Consider the following 14,988-nt stretch of genomic DNA (forward strand, 5'->3'; position numbering starts at 1 on the left):
CGCAGAATAAATTATTCCTCTTATGGGCATAAAAAAGAAGAGTAATCTTTTCACTCTTCTTTTTCTTACTTATTTAACTTTGCTTCAATTTTTGCGATTAACTCATCTTCTGTTGGAGCCGCAACTGGACGGTTATTTACAAATGCGAATGATTTTTTACGACCAGGACCACAGTAAGACTGACATCCAACTTCAATCGTTGCACATGAATCTACTTTTTTTAACTTCGGAACTAACGTTTTAACGTTCGTTGCCTGACAGTCATCGCACACGCGAAACTCGTTTCCCATTATATAACACTTCCTCTATTTTAAACTTTTCTCAAGTACGTTTAAAAATAAACACTAAATGGTATTTTACCGCTCTTTGAAGCTCGTTGCAAGTTTCCCTACAAAGCCTATTCTCTACATAATGCTACATATTTTATATGCTCTCCTACAGAAGTACTCACCATTCATGGGAAAATTTTTACCTTTCATCGAAATCTACCATATTTTTAAAAGCTTTGTATAAAAGTTTATTTTTTTGCCCATTATAAAAATAGGAAGTTCATAAAAAGAAAGGGAGTTGAATCTATGAAAGTAAGACAAGATGCTTGGACAGATGAGGATGATTTATTACTTGCTGAAACGGTACTTCGTCATGTTAGAGAAGGAAGTACGCAATTAAATGCATTTGAGGAAGTAGGGGATCAGTTAAATCGTACATCTGCTGCTTGTGGTTTCCGCTGGAATGCTGTTGTTCGCTATAGCTATGAACAAGCTCTTCAACTAGCAAAAAAACATCGTAAAGATAAAATGCGTGCTGCAAGCGGTGAACAAGCGAAAAAACGTTTACTTTATACACCACCAGCTTCAGATTCGATAACTGATTATGAAGAATTAGTACAAGAAGAATCAATCGTACAATATAAAGAAGCTATTCCATATCAAGAATCTACTGCTCCTGCTGCAAGAAGCTCTATGACAATGCAAGATGTTATTTATTTTTTACAAACAGTCGGATCTTCAAATATAAAAGTGACAGCTCTTGAAAACGAGAATACGAGATTGAAACAAGAAATTAAAGCACAAATCCTTCGGAATGAGGAACTAGAAAAGAAACTAGAAAAATTAGAAAAGCAATCTCATACTGTACAAGAAGATTACGAAACACTTATGAACATTATGAACCGAGCTCGTAAATTGGCAGTCATGGATGACGAAGAACGTTCTCAAACATCTTTCCGAATGGACCGAAACGGTAATTTAGAAAAAATTGCAGAATAAAAAGGATGCATGTAATGCATCCTTTTTATTATTTCACCTATAAGCTCCCCCTTTATATGTGAGAAAACTCCATTCTTCATTTTTTGCTATAATAGAGATTGTCATTTTAAAGATAAGGGGTTAGTTATATGAGCAATTCCCGTTCCATTTTATCTCAGCCAGAGTGGCGCATTGTAGATCAATCTAGTTTGGGACCAACATTCCATGCACTTCAGTCATTCGCAATGGATGACACATTATGCACAAGCATTGGAAATGGCAAGTCAGCCGCAACAATGCGTTCTTGGGTTCATCACAATACAATTGTCCTTGGCATTCAAGATTCACGCCTTCCGCATTTAGAAGAAGGTATTTCTTTTTTAAAACAAAACAACTTCAATGTTATTGTCCGTAATTCTGGCGGGCTTGCGGTCGTGCTTGATGAAGGTGTTTTAAACGTATCACTTTTATTCCAAGAAACAGAAAAAGGTATCGATATTGACCTTGGATACGATACAATGTGGCATTTGATTAAGGAGATGTTAAAGGATTACGACGTTACTATCGAGGCAAAAGAAATTGTCGGCTCTTACTGTCCTGGTAGTTATGACTTAAGTATTCGCGATCAAAAATTCGCTGGTATTTCACAACGTCGTATTCGCGGAGGTGTCGCTGTCCAAATCTATCTCTGCGCTACCGGAAGTGGCTCTGAGCGTGCCGCACTCGTTCGTGATTTCTACAACCTAGCAATTCAAGGGGAAGAAACACGCTTTACGTACCCTGAAATTGTACCAAGTACGATGGCCTCACTCTCAGAATTACTTGGTGAAACCATTACAGTACAAGATTTAATGATGCGTCTTTTAAAAACATTGCAGCAATTCGCTCCAAAGTTAACACCATCTCAATTAACAATAGATGAGATTTCTTTATATGAGACGAATTTACAACGTATTATTGATCGTAATAATAAAGCACTTGGTTTAGAAAAATAAAGACCGTCGCTATAATAGCGACGGTCTTTATTTCAATTCATTATAGAATTAAAGTGCTTGAGCTGCTGTAATTAAAGCTAACTTGTACACTTCTTCTTCGTTACATCCACGAGATAGGTCATTTACAGGCATGTTTAAGCCTTGTAAGATTGGTCCTACTGCTTCGAAGTTACCTAAACGTTGAGCGATTTTGTAGCCGATATTACCAGCTTCTAAGCTTGGGAATACGAATACGTTAGCATCACCTTTAATTGTAGAACCTGGAGCTTTTTTCTCAGCTACAGATGGTACGAATGCAGCATCGAATTGGAATTCTCCATCTAAAGTTAACTCAGGAGCCATTTCTTTTGCAATGCGAGTTGCTTCTACAACTTTTTCTGTTTCTGGAGATTTCGCAGAACCTTTTGTAGAGAAGCTTAACATAGCAACGCGTGGATCAATGCCGAATAACTCAGCAGTTTTCGCACTTTCGATACCGATTTCAGCTAAATCTTGGCTGTTTGGTGCAATGTTAATTGCGCAATCAGCGAATACATATTTCTCTTCTTCACGTACCATGATGAATACGCCAGAAGTTTTTGTAACGCCTGGTTTTGTTTTAATAATTTGAAGTGCTGGACGAACTGTATCAGCTGTAGAGTGAGCTGCACCACTTACTAGACCGTGTGCTTTGCCCATGTATACAAGCATTGTACCGAAGTAGTTTTCGTCTTTAAGGATTTTGCGAGCGTCTTCTTCAGTTGCTTTACCTTTACGGCGTTCAACGAAAGATGCTACCATTGCATCCATTTCTTCGTATGTAGCTGGGTCGTAAATATCAACGCCTGCTAATGTTAAATTCATGCTAGCAGCTTTTGCGCTAATTTCTTCTCTATTACCAACTAAGATTGGTTTTACTAACTCTTCTTTTGCTAAACGCTCTGCAGCGCCTAAAATTCTTTCATCAGTTCCTTCAGGAAGTACGATAGAAATGCCTTTTCCTTGAACTTTTTCTTTTACTGTTGTAAATAAGTTGCTCACGAATAAACCCTCCTACATATGTTAAAAAAACTCTATCTTTAAGAATACTGCTTTTCTTCTATATTTTAAACTTATAGCTCCCAAAAAATAGATAAAATAAAAATGATTATATTTTCATAAAATTCAGCCGTTAAATTCACCTTGCTTAAACACTTAAATGTGACAATTTTATGCGCCAAGGTTTTATATAGATGATTTTAAAACTATATATGCTATAGTTAACGTGTAAAACTATCATTAACTGAGGTGAATAGAATGAGTGAAGCAACAACAACGTTAGATGGCTGGTATTGTTTACATGATTTACGTTCTATTGATTGGGCTGCATGGAAAACATTATCTAGCGACGAACGCGGACAAGCAGTGTCTGAATTTTTAAATGTCGTTGAAAAATGGAACGAAGTAGCTACTGCGAAAAAAGGTAGTCACGCAATGTATACAGTTGTTGGCCAAAAAGCTGATATTATGCTTATGATTTTACGTCCAACAATGGAAGAGTTAAATGAAATTGAGACAGAATTGAATAAAACAACTTTAGCTGAATATATGGTTCCTGCATATTCTTACGTATCTGTTGTTGAATTAAGCAACTATCTTCCAGCTGATGAGGATCCATACCAAAACCCGCAAATTTTAGCTCGCTTATATCCTGAATTGCCGAAAGCAAATCATATTTGCTTCTATCCAATGGATAAGCGTCGCCAAGGTGATGACAACTGGTACATGCTTCCTATGGAAGAGCGTAAAAAAATGATGTACAGTCATAGTAAAATTGGCCGTCAATACGCAGGTAAAGTACGCCAAGTGATTTCAGGATCTGTTGGATTCGACGATTTCGAATGGGGCGTAACATTATTCGCTGACGATGTTCTTCAATTTAAAAAACTTATATATGAAATGCGCTTCGATGAAGTAAGTGCTCGTTATGGTGAATTTGGAACATTCTTCGTTGGAAACATTTTACCAGACGAAAAAGTAGAGAAATTTTTACACATATAAATGGTGAAAAGGAACGAAATTCGTTCCTTTTTTTATTCTTCTCTATATTTATCCTCAAAAATCCCCTTTTTTCTGCACTTTTGAAGAAAAACCGACATTTTTTCAAATTTATTGTAAAATTGTAACCTTTTTATATGTAAAGATATGCTAAAATGATACGAGCTATATGCTAAATAACGATGCGAAGGTGATAATCTATATGAAAAAAATTTTGTCTATTTTACTATTGCTTGTATTGTCAATTTCTTCCTTAGGAGTAACAACATCCCATGCGGAAGAAAAAATACATATTGAGGCAGCCGCTGCACTTTTATTTGATGCAGATACAGGAAAAATACTTCACGAGCAAAATCCAGATGAATTGCTAGCTATTGCTAGTATGTCGAAATTAATTGTTGTTTACGCTGTTTTAGAAGCAATTAAAGAAGGAAAAATCACATGGGATACGAAAGTAAATATTTCTGATTACGCTTATGAAGTCTCTCGTAATAATGAATTCTCTAATGTACCGTTCGAAAAAGGACGTCAATATACTGTAAAAGAATTATATCATTCTATTGTTATATTCTCTGCAAATGGATCTAGTATCGCTTTAGCAGAACTTCTTGCAGGAAGTGAGAAAAACTTCTTAAATCTTGCAAATGAACATGCTAAAAAGCTAGGATTAAAGAAATATAAATTTGTAAACGCTACGGGCTTAAATAACGCTGACTTAAAAGGAAAACATCCTGAGGGTACTGATCCAAATGCAGAAAACTCTATGTCAGCTCGTGATATGGGTATGCTTTCAAAAGCAATGATTACAAAGTATCCAGAAATGCTAGAGGATACAAAACAAAGATTTAGAAACTTCCCAGACAATCACCCAAAACCAATTCGTATGGAAAACTGGAATTGGATGTTACCAGGAGCTGCTTTCGCTTATGAAGGTACTGATGGTTTAAAAACTGGAAGTTCTGATACAGCTGGATACGGATTTACTATTACTGCTAAACGTGGTGATGTACGTCTTATCTCGGTTATTATTAAAACAAAATCAATGGATGAACGTTTCACAGAATCTCGTGAATTAATCGAATACGGATTTAATAACTTTGAAAAACAAAAACTAAAAGTTAATAAGAACAATACAATCTCTGTAGTAAAAGGGAAAGAAGACCAAGTAACTGTTGCACCCGAAAAAGAAATAACAGTAATTGCGAAAAAGGGTAGCAAAGAACCTTATAAAATTGGGACTGAATTAGATAAATCTCTTGCTGAATATGGACATTTAGTTGCTCCTATTAAGAAAGATGCCAAAGTAGGCTCAATTACTTTAGAATCAACTGATAAATATGGTTTCTTAGACGGTAGTAAAAGTATGAAAGTTACTGCAAAAACGACAGAGGAAGTTGAAAAAGCAAATTGGTTTGTGTTAACAATGCGCTCTATTGGTGATTTCTTCTCAAACTTATGGTCTAAAGTTTTTTAATAAAAAAGCTGGCTCACGCTAGCTTTTTTTATTTTCCGCTCTCAATGTAAAACTTCGTTTGGTTGTCATATCTGAGCCCTTTTCCTCATACGTATGAACTAGTAATTGTTACACACTTCATCTAGAGATAAACCTCTTTCCAAAAGGTATTCCAAAAAGAGAGGTGACACATAATGGGAGTTATTGCTTATAACGAAGAAGATGTAAAGTTGTTAGCTAGACTGATGCGTGCTGAAGCCGAAGGAGAAGGACAACAAGGAATGTTAATGGTCGGAAACGTTGGGGTAAATCGTGTCCGCGGAAATTGTTTAGACTTTAAAAGCATTCGTAATTTACGTCAAATGGTTTATCAAAACCCCGGCGGTTTTGAAGCAACGCAAAAAGGATACTTTTATCAACGGGCACGTGAACAAGATATTGCCCTAGCGAGACGGACCATTCAAGGGCAACGTTTTTGGCCTGCTAACTTTGCCTTATGGTTCTTTAGACCTGAAGGGGCATGTCCACCAACTTGGTATAACCAACAAAACTCTGGTCGCTTTAAAAAGCACTGCTTCTTCCAGCCATCTGCTGGAGACTGCCCTAGCGTATATTAAGGAATAAAAATGAGGAGGGATTTTTGAATGGCACAGCAACAAAATCCGTACTATGGAACAGGTTTTTATCAACCATCTGGAACTTATGTACAACCGCAACAAATGACTCAACAACAGCAGCAAGCGATGCAACAACAAACAGCTCAAGCTGCGCAAGCTCAATATGCAATTTCTCAAGGCATGTTACCTCTAGAGCAATCCTATATTGAAAATATCCTTCGTTTAAACAAAGGTAAGCAAGCTACGGTTGTAATGACTTATGAACGTGGCAGTTCCCTTGGTACACAATCTTATACAGGTATTATTGAAGCAGCTGGCCGTGATCATATTGTTATTAGTGAACCGCAATCAGGAAAACGCTATTTACTACTAATGATCTACTTAGATTACGTAGAGTTTCCAGAAGAAATTACGTATTTACCTAGTCAACAAGCAACTTATACTCCAAGACCATAAAAAAAGCTGGCAAATGCCAGCTTTTGTTTTTTTATAATCCTTTTACAACTGCAGTCCCTACTAGAATCCACGCCACTATAAACGCTACACCACCAAGAGGTGTAATTGGACCAAAGAACTTAATGCCTGTCGTACTTAATGCATACAAACTACCTGAGAACATAATAATTCCAGCTACCATTAGCCAACCAGCAGTAGTTAAAAGTGATGATTGAACCTTATCCATCAATAAAGCAACTACGAATAGTCCACCTGCATGAAACATTTGATATGTAACGCCTGTTTTCCAAACTTCTAACATTTTTGCAGAAATTTTATTTTCTAAACCGTGTGCTCCAAAGGCCCCTAACGCAACAGATAGCCCCGCTGCAATACAACCTAGTAAAAAGAAAATTTTCATCTTAATTCCCCTTTTTTACCTTTATCATAAGCAATTTTTGCATATAAGCCAAACGATTTATCTTCTAAAAATCAAATAAAGAATTACCGTTTGCATCACTTTCTTTTATATATACTGGCTCCCCAGAAACAGGTGCAATTGGTTGCATAGTTGTTACTGGTTGTGATCCAATTACTTGCGATTGAATTTTCGGTTCTCTATATGTAGATGTTTCAACTTGTTCATCTAATAATAAGTCACATAAAGCACGCACAACTAATAAATGTTCTTTTGACTTTTGTCCTTCACTACTTTTTGCCTTCGCAATTTCATTCGCCATTTTATTTAAAATCTTGTCGCTAGATATTTGCATTCCTTATCACCTCGTACTTTGTAATTCTTTCTCGAATTGTCCCAATTTTTCTACTGAACCAAATACTATTATCATATCACGTTCTTTCAATTTTTCCTGCCCTGCCGGATTATGTATAATATTCCCATTTCTTGAAATCGCTAATATTGTTACATCAAACTGATTCCTTACATTACTCTCTAGTAACGATTTACCAACCAATATTGAATCTTTTCCAACTAGAATTTCTTCAATGACAAATGACTGTTCTACTCCATACAACACTGTATCAATATAATGAACGGTTAATGGATTTGCAATACCTTTTGCGATATGAATACCCGCCATACTAGATGGATTAATAACCTTATTTGCACCAGCACGCCTTAATTTCTCTTCAGTTTCTGGCTTTTCAGATCTCGCCACAATTTTAATCGTATCGTTTAACCCTCTTGCTGTTAATGTAATAAATACATTTTCGGCATCATTTGCAACAATAGCAACTAAACCAGCTGCTTTTAAAATTCCGGCATTATGTAATACTTGATCTTCCGTTGCATCTCCATGTACAAATAAAAGCTTTTCCTGCTCCAATATACTTTCATCTTTATCAACAACAACAAATGGAATATTCTTTTCTTGCAATTCATGTACAACTTGAAGCCCCACTCTACCGCAACCACATACTATAATATGATTTTTCAACTGCGCTATTTGTTTATCCATCTTCTTCCTCCGTACTGCATGAAATAAATTCCCTTCAATAATCATAGCTGCCACTACCCCAATTGCATACGTAACAATACCTACGCCAACAGGAATAATAAGAAGCGCAAATACTTTCCCCGCTTGCGTTACAGGAACGGCATCTCCGTATCCAACAGTCAATACAGTAATCATTGTCATCCAAAATGCTTGAAACAAACTAATCTCTTCAATCGTCATAAATCCTATCGTTCCTAGAATTACAACAAAAGTCATACATATAACTGCTATCCATAATTGCTTACGTGCATTCATACTGTGTTTCAACTCTTTTCTCTATCTACAATCTTTGCCAGTGGAAATAAAATACGTATATACTAGATACGGAATCTATGAAAGAGGTTGATATAATGAAGACATTTCTTTCCGCCTTACAATGGGCACTATTTATTTTAGCTGGAAGCCTTATTGTACCAATTAGTGTCGCAACTAGTTATGGTCTTAATGGCGCTGAAGCCATCGCATTTGTACAAAGAACATTATTTGTTCTAGGTTTTGCTGGTCTCTTGCAAGCTATATTTGGGCATAAACTTCCTATTCAAGAAGGTCCTGCTGGCCTTTGGTGGGGAATTTTCTCTCTTTACGCAAGTTTAGGCGTCGTACTATTTGGATCAAATAATGAGACACTTAAAGTTCTTCAATATGCTTTCTTATTAAGTGGTATTATTTGTATTATTCTTAGCGTTTTTGGACTTATTGATAAACTCGTTCGCTATTTTACACCGACAGTCATTGGAACGTATTTATTTCTTCTTGTCGCGCAGCTTAGTGGCTCCTTCTTAAAGGGAATGTTTGGCCTTGATGGAAAACATACAGAAGTACAACCTAACGTATTTATTCTTTCACTCATTGTTATTTTACTATCCTTTTTCATCATGAAGCTACCTATTATTGGACAATATTCCGTTCTTTTCAGTATCGTATGCGGCTGGATATTATTCGCATGCTTCGGATTATCTAATCCAATAACACCAGTGACAGACATAATCCGTTTTCCATCCTTATTTGTTTTCGGAATGCCTCGTGTTGAATGGAACATGGTAATTACGGTCATTTTCGTTACGCTCTTACTTCTAACAAATATGTTAGCAAGTATTCGCGTTGTACAAAAGGTTGTCTCTAAATATGAAGAAAACGCTGCATCAGATCGTTTTAAACAAGCTGGCATTATAACAGGAATCAACCAATTGCTAGGCGGCCTATTTTCAGCTATTGGGCCTGTCGCTATTTCTGGATCAGCAGGTTTTATTGCAACGACTAATATTTATAAACGTCTCCCGTTTATATTAGGGTCAAGCTTTATTATTGTCGTTAGTATATTTCCAAAGATTACTTCATTCTTTGCAGCAATCCCTGTTGCAGTTGGTTATGCCGCTATTTATCCTGTATTCGCAAGCATGATTGGCCTCGCCTTTCGAGAATACGAAACTGTCCAGGATAAAGAACGATTATTTAAAGTAGCCGGTCTTTCAATCTTTACAGGAGTCGGAGTTATGTTTGTTCCAGCAGGAGCATATTCCACACTTCCACCATTTCTAGCATCGTTTTTAAGTAATGGTCTCGTTCTTGGATCTGTAATGGCAATCTTGCTAGAAATACTATTTTCTCGTTCCACAGCAAAACAAATATCTTAAATTGGAAAACTTCCATTATTGCACTCTACCTTTAGAGTTGTTACGATAAAATCAAACTTTAATCATTGGGGTTTTATTCATCCCCAATGATTATTAACCAATATTATGAGCAACACACTCATAATAATTTATCTACTTCTTTTCAAAGAGGTTTGATGTCTTACTATTATTCCTCAATCTCTTCATGAACATGTATTTTGATTTCAATTAAAGAAAGGAATTTTCTATATGACTTATAAAATGATTGTTTTAGATTTAGATGATACTTTATTACGTGATGACCATACTATTTCACCTCGTACGAAAGAAGCGTTAATGACTGCACAAGAGCAAGGCGTAAAGGTTGTACTTGCTTCTGGACGTCCAACGTTCGGTATGCGCAATGTAGCGAAAGAACTTCGTTTAGAAGAATACGGCAGTTTCATTTTATCTTTTAATGGTGCAAAAATTATTAACTGTAAAACAAACGAAGAAATCTTTAGTAGTACACTATCTCCTGAAATCGTTCACAACCTATTTGAAATTAGTAAAACTGAAGATGTATGGATTCATACTTATATGGGCGATGATATCGTAACGGAAGAAAATAATCCTTATACTGAAATTGAGGGCGATATTACTGGTATGCCAATTGTTGTAGTAGATGACTTTAAAGCTGCAGTTAAAGAGCCCGTAGTAAAAGTATTAATGAATAAAGAAGCTGAACGCCTTGTTGAAGTTGAAAAGAAACTACAAAAACAGCTAGAAGGCCAATTAAGCGTGATGCGTTCGAAACCATTCTTCTTAGAATTTACTGAAGCTGGTGTTACAAAAGGAACGAGCTTAAACAAACTGATCCAAAAGCTTGGCATTAAGCGTGAAGAAGTTATCGCAATGGGCGATAGCTATAACGACCAAGCGATGATTGAATTTGCTGGTCTTGGCGTTGCAATGGGCAATGCACCTGATGATATTAAAGAAATTGCAAACTACGTAACAGATACAAATATGAACGATGGTGTTGCAAAAGTTGTAGAGAAATTCGTTTTAAAAACGGATGTACTTGTTTAATATTTTCATTCACAAAACCTATTTGAAGTCAAATACTTCAAATAGGTTTTTATTTAAATTCTCATGCTTTTGTGACTATATTTTGAACTTTGCACTATTCTCGTAGTGTAAACTTTCTTTTTGTATATAATGAAACAAAATAGACTATTTTATTTTGAAAAAGAATACAAATTTACTATATACAAGCATACGTTAAAGGAGGCTACTTTATGTTATCTACACCAATCGGACGATTAAGAGCAATTGGACTAGTTGAGGGTATTTCTTTCCTATTACTATTATTTGTAGCAATGCCATTGAAATATTTCGCAGGATTTGCAACAGCTGTTAAAATTACAGGCATGGCTCATGGTGTTCTATTTATTCTATTCATCTTTGCAGTAATTCAAGTAACAATCGTACACCGTAAATCAATTTTATGGGCACTTGGAGCATTTGTTTCATCAGTTATCCCATTTGGCACTTTTGTACTAGATGCAAAATTAAAGAACGAGCAACAATAATAATAAAAAGGTAGTTAACGACTGTTAACTACCTTTTCTATTTATAAATTTGGAATTTCCCAATCAATTTCTCTTTCGCCCATATTAGCTAAAATCGTATTTACTTTAGAATATGGCTTACTACCAAAGAAACCACGTCTTGCCGATAGTGGGCTTGGATGTACAGATTCGATAATATGATGATTTGGATTCGTAATTAACTTCTTCTTCGCCTGCGCATGGCGCCCCCACAATATGAAAATAACTGGCTTTTCACGTTCATTCAATAGTTCAATTACACGATCTGTGAAGTGCTCCCATCCTTTTCCCTTATGAGAATTTGCTTCGCCTTGACGAACTGTTAATACGGTATTTAGTAATAATACTCCTTGTTCCGCCCATTTTACTAAATAACCGTTATTCGGGATTTCATAACCATATTCATCTCGAAGTTCTTTATACATATTTAACAATGACGGTGGTGTTTTAACACCAGGTTGCACAGAAAAGCTTAAACCATGCGCTTGATTCGGTCCATGATATGGATCTTGTCCTAAAATAACAACCTTTGTATTTTCATAACTTGTATACTGAAGAGCGTTAAAAATATCTTCTACCTTCGGATAAACAACATGCGTGCTATATTCTTCTGTCAAAAAACTGGATAGAGTAAGATAATACTCTTTCTCGAATTCTGGTGCCAATAGTGGCTCCCAATCATTCTTTAAAACATTTTCCATACTGTCACTTCCTGTCTAATTAATTCACCATATCCTGTCTTGTAAATACTACGAACGAAATAACAAGAGAAACAACTGCCCAAACAGTTAAATTCATCAAAGAAAATCCCATCGATAAACCTTGTAATGCAGGTAATTTTCCTGATAAATAATCCGTTAATGATAAATTCACACTAAAAATATATTTGGCGCCTTCCCAAGATGTTGCGAACGAGCTTAAAATACCGCCTGCAATTAATGCAGCTAGCATAACACCCATACCAGCTGGTGTATTACGAATTAAAACAGAGACCATAAATGATATAGTTCCGACAACGATAGCAACAAACCATGCTAGTCCATACGCCATTAAGATGTATTGCCACTGCGGAATAAGATGCACAAAGTTCGTATTTAACGTTTCCTTATCAATAACAAATCCTGTTAAAACAGGTAAATTCCATCCCGAGTATCCAAATACAAGCCCTGATAATATGTAAGCAAACAAACCTACAAGAAACAGTATGAGCGAAATGAAAAATAACATCGTCACGTATTTACTAAGGAGTATTTTCCAGCGCCGAATTGGCCGCGTAAGTAACATCTTCATCGTCCCATCACTTCGTTCTCCTGAAACGATATCAATGGCGACAATCATTACGAGAAGCGGAATAAACAATGTAATTCCTTGTTCAATAAATGATCTGACAAAAGTCGGTGCACCCGGTGCCATCGGATTAATATCATGATCTAAATAATATTGTTGTTGCTCAACTCTTACCTTTAACCAATCACGCCATTCTTCTGGCAACCTAGAATTGTTCAACCGGTTCTGAGAATCAACAATTTGCTGTTGCAATGAAACCTTCCAATCGGTTGTACCGAGTCTTTTTTGTGTCGTTTCTATTTCACGATACTGCGCATACACAAAAAGCGGGATCAAGATTGCTAAAATAAGCATGACAACAAAAATACGTTTCTTACGGTAAATCTTTTCTGATTCATTTAAAACTAGATTCGCAAATTCACGCATGCTGCTCACCCCTTGTGAGTTCAATAAATAAATCTTCTAGCGTAAATACAAGCTCCTTAACGCTATGTACATCTATTTCATTTTCGACAAAGTGTTTATTCCAACTACTTATAGATGCAATATCCATGCGGCATAGTAATCGATCGCCTTCTACGCTCACTTCCCTTACTTCTTCGGCCGCTTCTAGCATATCTTTCGCCTTAGAAATTGGTGTAACAATCCATTCTACACGATCACTTGCTGTTTTAATTAATTCTTCAACCTTGGCAACTGTTATCATTTTTCCTTTATGAATAATAGCAACGCGATCACATATCATTTGCACTTCACTTAGCAAGTGACTTGAAATAAACACGCTCATATTTTCTTCTTTTACAAGCTTATGTATAAATTCCCTAAGTTCTCTAATCCCTGCTGGATCTAAACCATTCGTTGGCTCATCTAATATGAGCAATTTTGGATTCCCAAGGAGCGCCTGCGCAATTCCAAGGCGTTGTTTCATACCAAGTGAGTACGTTTTTACCTTGTCATGAATTCTTTCATCTAAATGAACCATTTCAGCAATTTCAATAATACGTTCATCTGATATATCACCTAACATACGAGCAAATTGCTTTAAATTTTCCCATCCCGTTAAATATGTATACAACTCTGGGTTTTCAACGATACTCCCAATTTGACGCATCGCTTCTCTGAAATTTTCCTTAATCGAATAACCACCGATAGAAATCTTACCTTCTGTCGCCTTAATCAATCCGACTAACATTCGAATGGTAGTCGTCTTTCCAGCACCATTTGGTCCTAAGAACCCGAACACTTCTCCTTGCTTTACATCAAAGGAAATATTCTCTACAAGAGTCTTCTTTCCAATTACCTTCTTCAAGTCTCGTACGGAAAGTATCGTCGTCATTTTACCCCTCCTTGTTCTAATTTTAATTTACTTACAACATTTTGAACTAAACGTTCTGCCATATACGTATAACCTACTTCGTTCGGATGAAAATGATCAGAGTATAATAAATCTTTCCCGCGGTTTTGGAATAAATCAAATGTCGGTGTAATATATACATTTTTATCGTTTAGCGCTAACTTCTCTAAAGATGCATTCCAGTCCACAACAATGTTTGAAGACCCTTTTAAATCTTCTACATCTTCAAAAGGATTGTATAAACCAAGCCAAAAAATCGGACTATCTGTATTTAATTTACGAATTTCTTCTATAATTTTCTTTGCTTCATTTTGAAACGTTTCTGTGTCAGGACGATACGTCTCTAAATCTATTTTCCCAAGTGATTCCCAGCCCGGGAACAAATCATTTCCACCAATCGTTAACACGATTACATCTGCTTGCTTAATTGAATATTGAGCGCCATTACTTTCAATTTGTTTTAATAAATCGGGCATTTTTGCACCACTAACTGCTAAATTTGTTAATGCAATTTTTTGCTTATAATCTTTTTGTAAATCCTCTTTCATTCGCCCAACATAGCCAATTCCTTCTTTATCACCAACGCCACGCGTTAATGAATCACCTAAACTAACGATTTGTAACGTTCCCGTTTTCTTTTTCTCTTTTGTCACTACATCGGTCTTTTTAATTAAATTTGAAGCTTTCGGATTTAATACATCATTTACACCTGAAACAAAGCCATATGCAAATAAACAGAAAGATGCAATTGTAATGAGTAGAATTACTTTTACTACTTTTGATCTCATATCAAAACCCCTTTTAGCCCTCATAGATTGTCCATAATTATACCAAACGAAATTTTGAAAAGCGATTTTCACAC

At 36.0% G+C, this 14,988-nt stretch carries 18 protein-coding genes; 9 read left to right on the top strand and 9 right to left on the bottom strand.

Annotation, left to right across the window (positions count from 1 at the left end; translation table 11 throughout):
• Window positions 1–65: 65 nt before the first annotated feature.
• A complete protein-coding gene (locus tag HMPREF2590_RS26565) occupies window positions 66–290 on the bottom strand; it encodes a YuzB family protein (RefSeq protein WP_000526078.1) in 225 nt (74 codons plus the stop codon).
• Between the two features lie 285 nt (window positions 291–575).
• Between HMPREF2590_RS26565 and HMPREF2590_RS26570 the strand changes: the two genes are divergently transcribed.
• Together HMPREF2590_RS26570 and lipL are read left to right on the top strand one after the other, a co-directional pair.
• Complete coding sequence (locus HMPREF2590_RS26570) at window positions 576–1,268, top strand: RsfA family transcriptional regulator (RefSeq protein ID WP_000868358.1); 693 nt, start codon at window positions 576–578, stop codon at window positions 1,266–1,268.
• A 128-nt stretch (window positions 1,269–1,396) separates the two neighbouring features.
• Window positions 1,397–2,242, top strand: a complete 846-nt coding sequence (lipL, locus tag HMPREF2590_RS26575) for an octanoyl-[GcvH]:protein N-octanoyltransferase (RefSeq protein ID WP_000071950.1) — start codon at window positions 1,397–1,399, stop codon at window positions 2,240–2,242.
• 48 nt (window positions 2,243–2,290) lie between these two features.
• Here the strand turns inward: lipL and pta are convergent, their stop codons facing one another.
• A complete protein-coding gene (gene pta / locus HMPREF2590_RS26580) occupies window positions 2,291–3,262 on the bottom strand; it encodes a phosphate acetyltransferase (RefSeq protein ID WP_000067225.1) in 972 nt (323 codons plus the stop codon).
• 255 nt (window positions 3,263–3,517) lie between these two features.
• On the opposite strand from pta, the gene hemQ reads away from it, so the two are divergent.
• The 4 genes from hemQ (at window position 3,518) to gerQ (ending at window position 6,784) form a co-directional block, all read left to right on the top strand.
• Window positions 3,518–4,261, top strand: a complete 744-nt coding sequence (gene hemQ / locus HMPREF2590_RS26585; protein ID WP_001287595.1) for a hydrogen peroxide-dependent heme synthase — start codon at window positions 3,518–3,520, stop codon at window positions 4,259–4,261.
• 199 nt (window positions 4,262–4,460) lie between these two features.
• A complete protein-coding gene (locus HMPREF2590_RS26590) occupies window positions 4,461–5,732 on the top strand; it encodes a serine hydrolase (RefSeq protein ID WP_050822185.1) in 1,272 nt (423 codons plus the stop codon).
• 173 nt (window positions 5,733–5,905) lie between these two features.
• Window positions 5,906–6,328, top strand: a complete 423-nt coding sequence (cwlJ, locus tag HMPREF2590_RS26595; protein WP_000538167.1) for a cell wall hydrolase CwlJ — start codon at window positions 5,906–5,908, stop codon at window positions 6,326–6,328.
• A 27-nt stretch (window positions 6,329–6,355) separates the two neighbouring features.
• Window positions 6,356–6,784 (top strand): spore coat protein GerQ, encoded by a 429-nt coding sequence (gene gerQ, locus HMPREF2590_RS26600; RefSeq protein WP_000068652.1) that lies wholly within the window; start codon window positions 6,356–6,358, stop codon window positions 6,782–6,784.
• Window positions 6,785–6,815: 31 nt separating this feature from the next.
• Here the strand turns inward: gerQ and HMPREF2590_RS26605 are convergent, their stop codons facing one another.
• From HMPREF2590_RS26605 to HMPREF2590_RS26615, 3 genes are all read right to left on the bottom strand, one after another.
• Window positions 6,816–7,184 (bottom strand): DUF423 domain-containing protein, encoded by a 369-nt coding sequence (locus HMPREF2590_RS26605; protein WP_000688315.1) that lies wholly within the window; start codon window positions 7,182–7,184, stop codon window positions 6,816–6,818.
• A 64-nt stretch (window positions 7,185–7,248) separates the two neighbouring features.
• Window positions 7,249–7,536, bottom strand: a complete 288-nt coding sequence (locus HMPREF2590_RS26610) for a YwdI family protein (RefSeq protein ID WP_001167349.1) — start codon at window positions 7,534–7,536, stop codon at window positions 7,249–7,251.
• Window positions 7,537–7,542: 6 nt separating this feature from the next.
• Window positions 7,543–8,535, bottom strand: a complete 993-nt coding sequence (locus HMPREF2590_RS26615; RefSeq protein WP_000993982.1) for a potassium channel family protein — start codon at window positions 8,533–8,535, stop codon at window positions 7,543–7,545.
• Between the two features lie 95 nt (window positions 8,536–8,630).
• On the opposite strand from HMPREF2590_RS26615, the gene HMPREF2590_RS26620 reads away from it, so the two are divergent.
• The 3 genes from HMPREF2590_RS26620 to HMPREF2590_RS26630 all read left to right on the top strand — a co-directional run bounded on the left by HMPREF2590_RS26620 (window position 8,631) and on the right by HMPREF2590_RS26630 (window position 11,467).
• The gene (locus HMPREF2590_RS26620) at window positions 8,631–9,914 is read left to right on the top strand and encodes a purine/pyrimidine permease (RefSeq protein WP_000847044.1); all 1,284 of its coding nucleotides are present in this window, start codon (window positions 8,631–8,633) and stop codon (window positions 9,912–9,914) included.
• A 228-nt stretch (window positions 9,915–10,142) separates the two neighbouring features.
• The gene (locus HMPREF2590_RS26625) at window positions 10,143–10,964 is read left to right on the top strand and encodes a Cof-type HAD-IIB family hydrolase (protein ID WP_000221382.1); all 822 of its coding nucleotides are present in this window, start codon (window positions 10,143–10,145) and stop codon (window positions 10,962–10,964) included.
• 209 nt (window positions 10,965–11,173) lie between these two features.
• Window positions 11,174–11,467: a DUF3817 domain-containing protein gene (locus HMPREF2590_RS26630; RefSeq protein WP_000953396.1), complete on the top strand. Its 294-nt coding sequence runs from the start codon at window positions 11,174–11,176 to the stop codon at window positions 11,465–11,467.
• A 41-nt stretch (window positions 11,468–11,508) separates the two neighbouring features.
• Here the strand turns inward: HMPREF2590_RS26630 and HMPREF2590_RS26635 are convergent, their stop codons facing one another.
• From HMPREF2590_RS26635 to HMPREF2590_RS26650, 4 genes are read right to left on the bottom strand one after another with little or no spacing between them, the layout of a single operon-like run.
• A complete protein-coding gene (locus HMPREF2590_RS26635) occupies window positions 11,509–12,186 on the bottom strand; it encodes a uracil-DNA glycosylase (RefSeq protein WP_000432520.1) in 678 nt (225 codons plus the stop codon).
• 19 nt (window positions 12,187–12,205) lie between these two features.
• On the bottom strand, window positions 12,206–13,198 hold the full coding sequence (locus tag HMPREF2590_RS26640; protein WP_001206497.1) for an ABC transporter permease subunit: 993 nt from the start codon (window positions 13,196–13,198) through the stop codon (window positions 12,206–12,208).
• Window positions 13,191–14,108, bottom strand: coding sequence for an ABC transporter ATP-binding protein (locus tag HMPREF2590_RS26645; RefSeq protein WP_000207709.1), 918 nt, complete (start codon window positions 14,106–14,108; stop codon window positions 13,191–13,193). Before HMPREF2590_RS26645 ends, HMPREF2590_RS26640 begins: the two co-directional genes overlap by 8 nt.
• The gene (locus tag HMPREF2590_RS26650) at window positions 14,105–14,986 is read right to left on the bottom strand and encodes an SGNH/GDSL hydrolase family protein (RefSeq protein WP_002097903.1); all 882 of its coding nucleotides are present in this window, start codon (window positions 14,984–14,986) and stop codon (window positions 14,105–14,107) included. The genes HMPREF2590_RS26645 and HMPREF2590_RS26650 overlap by 4 nt, the downstream gene beginning before the upstream one ends.
• Between the last annotated feature and the right edge of the window lie 2 nt (window positions 14,987–14,988).

The sequence above is a fragment of the Bacillus sp. HMSC036E02 genome (genome assembly GCF_001836235.1).
In the GTDB taxonomy this organism is placed as follows: domain Bacteria; phylum Bacillota; class Bacilli; order Bacillales; family Bacillaceae_G; genus Bacillus_A; species Bacillus_A cereus.

Excerpts from the sequence above, each read along its gene's own strand:
- lipL (WP_000071950.1), top strand. The coding sequence starts at position 1,397 with ATGAGCAATTCCCGTTCCATTTTATCTCAGCCAGAGTGGCGCATTGTA.
- HMPREF2590_RS26635 (WP_000432520.1), bottom strand. The coding sequence starts at position 12,186 with ATGGAAAATGTTTTAAAGAATGATTGGGAGCCACTATTGGCACCAGAA.
- cwlJ (WP_000538167.1), top strand. The coding sequence starts at position 5,906 with ATGGGAGTTATTGCTTATAACGAAGAAGATGTAAAGTTGTTAGCTAGA.
- HMPREF2590_RS26615 (WP_000993982.1), bottom strand. The coding sequence starts at position 8,535 with ATGAATGCACGTAAGCAATTATGGATAGCAGTTATATGTATGACTTTT.
- HMPREF2590_RS26625 (WP_000221382.1), top strand. The coding sequence starts at position 10,143 with ATGACTTATAAAATGATTGTTTTAGATTTAGATGATACTTTATTACGT.
- HMPREF2590_RS26590 (WP_050822185.1), top strand. The coding sequence starts at position 4,461 with ATGAAAAAAATTTTGTCTATTTTACTATTGCTTGTATTGTCAATTTCT.
- HMPREF2590_RS26565 (WP_000526078.1), bottom strand. The coding sequence starts at position 290 with ATGGGAAACGAGTTTCGCGTGTGCGATGACTGTCAGGCAACGAACGTT.
- HMPREF2590_RS26605 (WP_000688315.1), bottom strand. The coding sequence starts at position 7,184 with ATGAAAATTTTCTTTTTACTAGGTTGTATTGCAGCGGGGCTATCTGTT.
- HMPREF2590_RS26645 (WP_000207709.1), bottom strand. The coding sequence starts at position 14,108 with ATGACGACGATACTTTCCGTACGAGACTTGAAGAAGGTAATTGGAAAG.
- gerQ (WP_000068652.1), top strand. The coding sequence starts at position 6,356 with ATGGCACAGCAACAAAATCCGTACTATGGAACAGGTTTTTATCAACCA.
- HMPREF2590_RS26630 (WP_000953396.1), top strand. The coding sequence starts at position 11,174 with ATGTTATCTACACCAATCGGACGATTAAGAGCAATTGGACTAGTTGAG.
- hemQ (WP_001287595.1), top strand. The coding sequence starts at position 3,518 with ATGAGTGAAGCAACAACAACGTTAGATGGCTGGTATTGTTTACATGAT.
- HMPREF2590_RS26570 (WP_000868358.1), top strand. The coding sequence starts at position 576 with ATGAAAGTAAGACAAGATGCTTGGACAGATGAGGATGATTTATTACTT.
- HMPREF2590_RS26620 (WP_000847044.1), top strand. The coding sequence starts at position 8,631 with ATGAAGACATTTCTTTCCGCCTTACAATGGGCACTATTTATTTTAGCT.
- HMPREF2590_RS26610 (WP_001167349.1), bottom strand. The coding sequence starts at position 7,536 with ATGCAAATATCTAGCGACAAGATTTTAAATAAAATGGCGAATGAAATT.
- HMPREF2590_RS26640 (WP_001206497.1), bottom strand. The coding sequence starts at position 13,198 with ATGCGTGAATTTGCGAATCTAGTTTTAAATGAATCAGAAAAGATTTAC.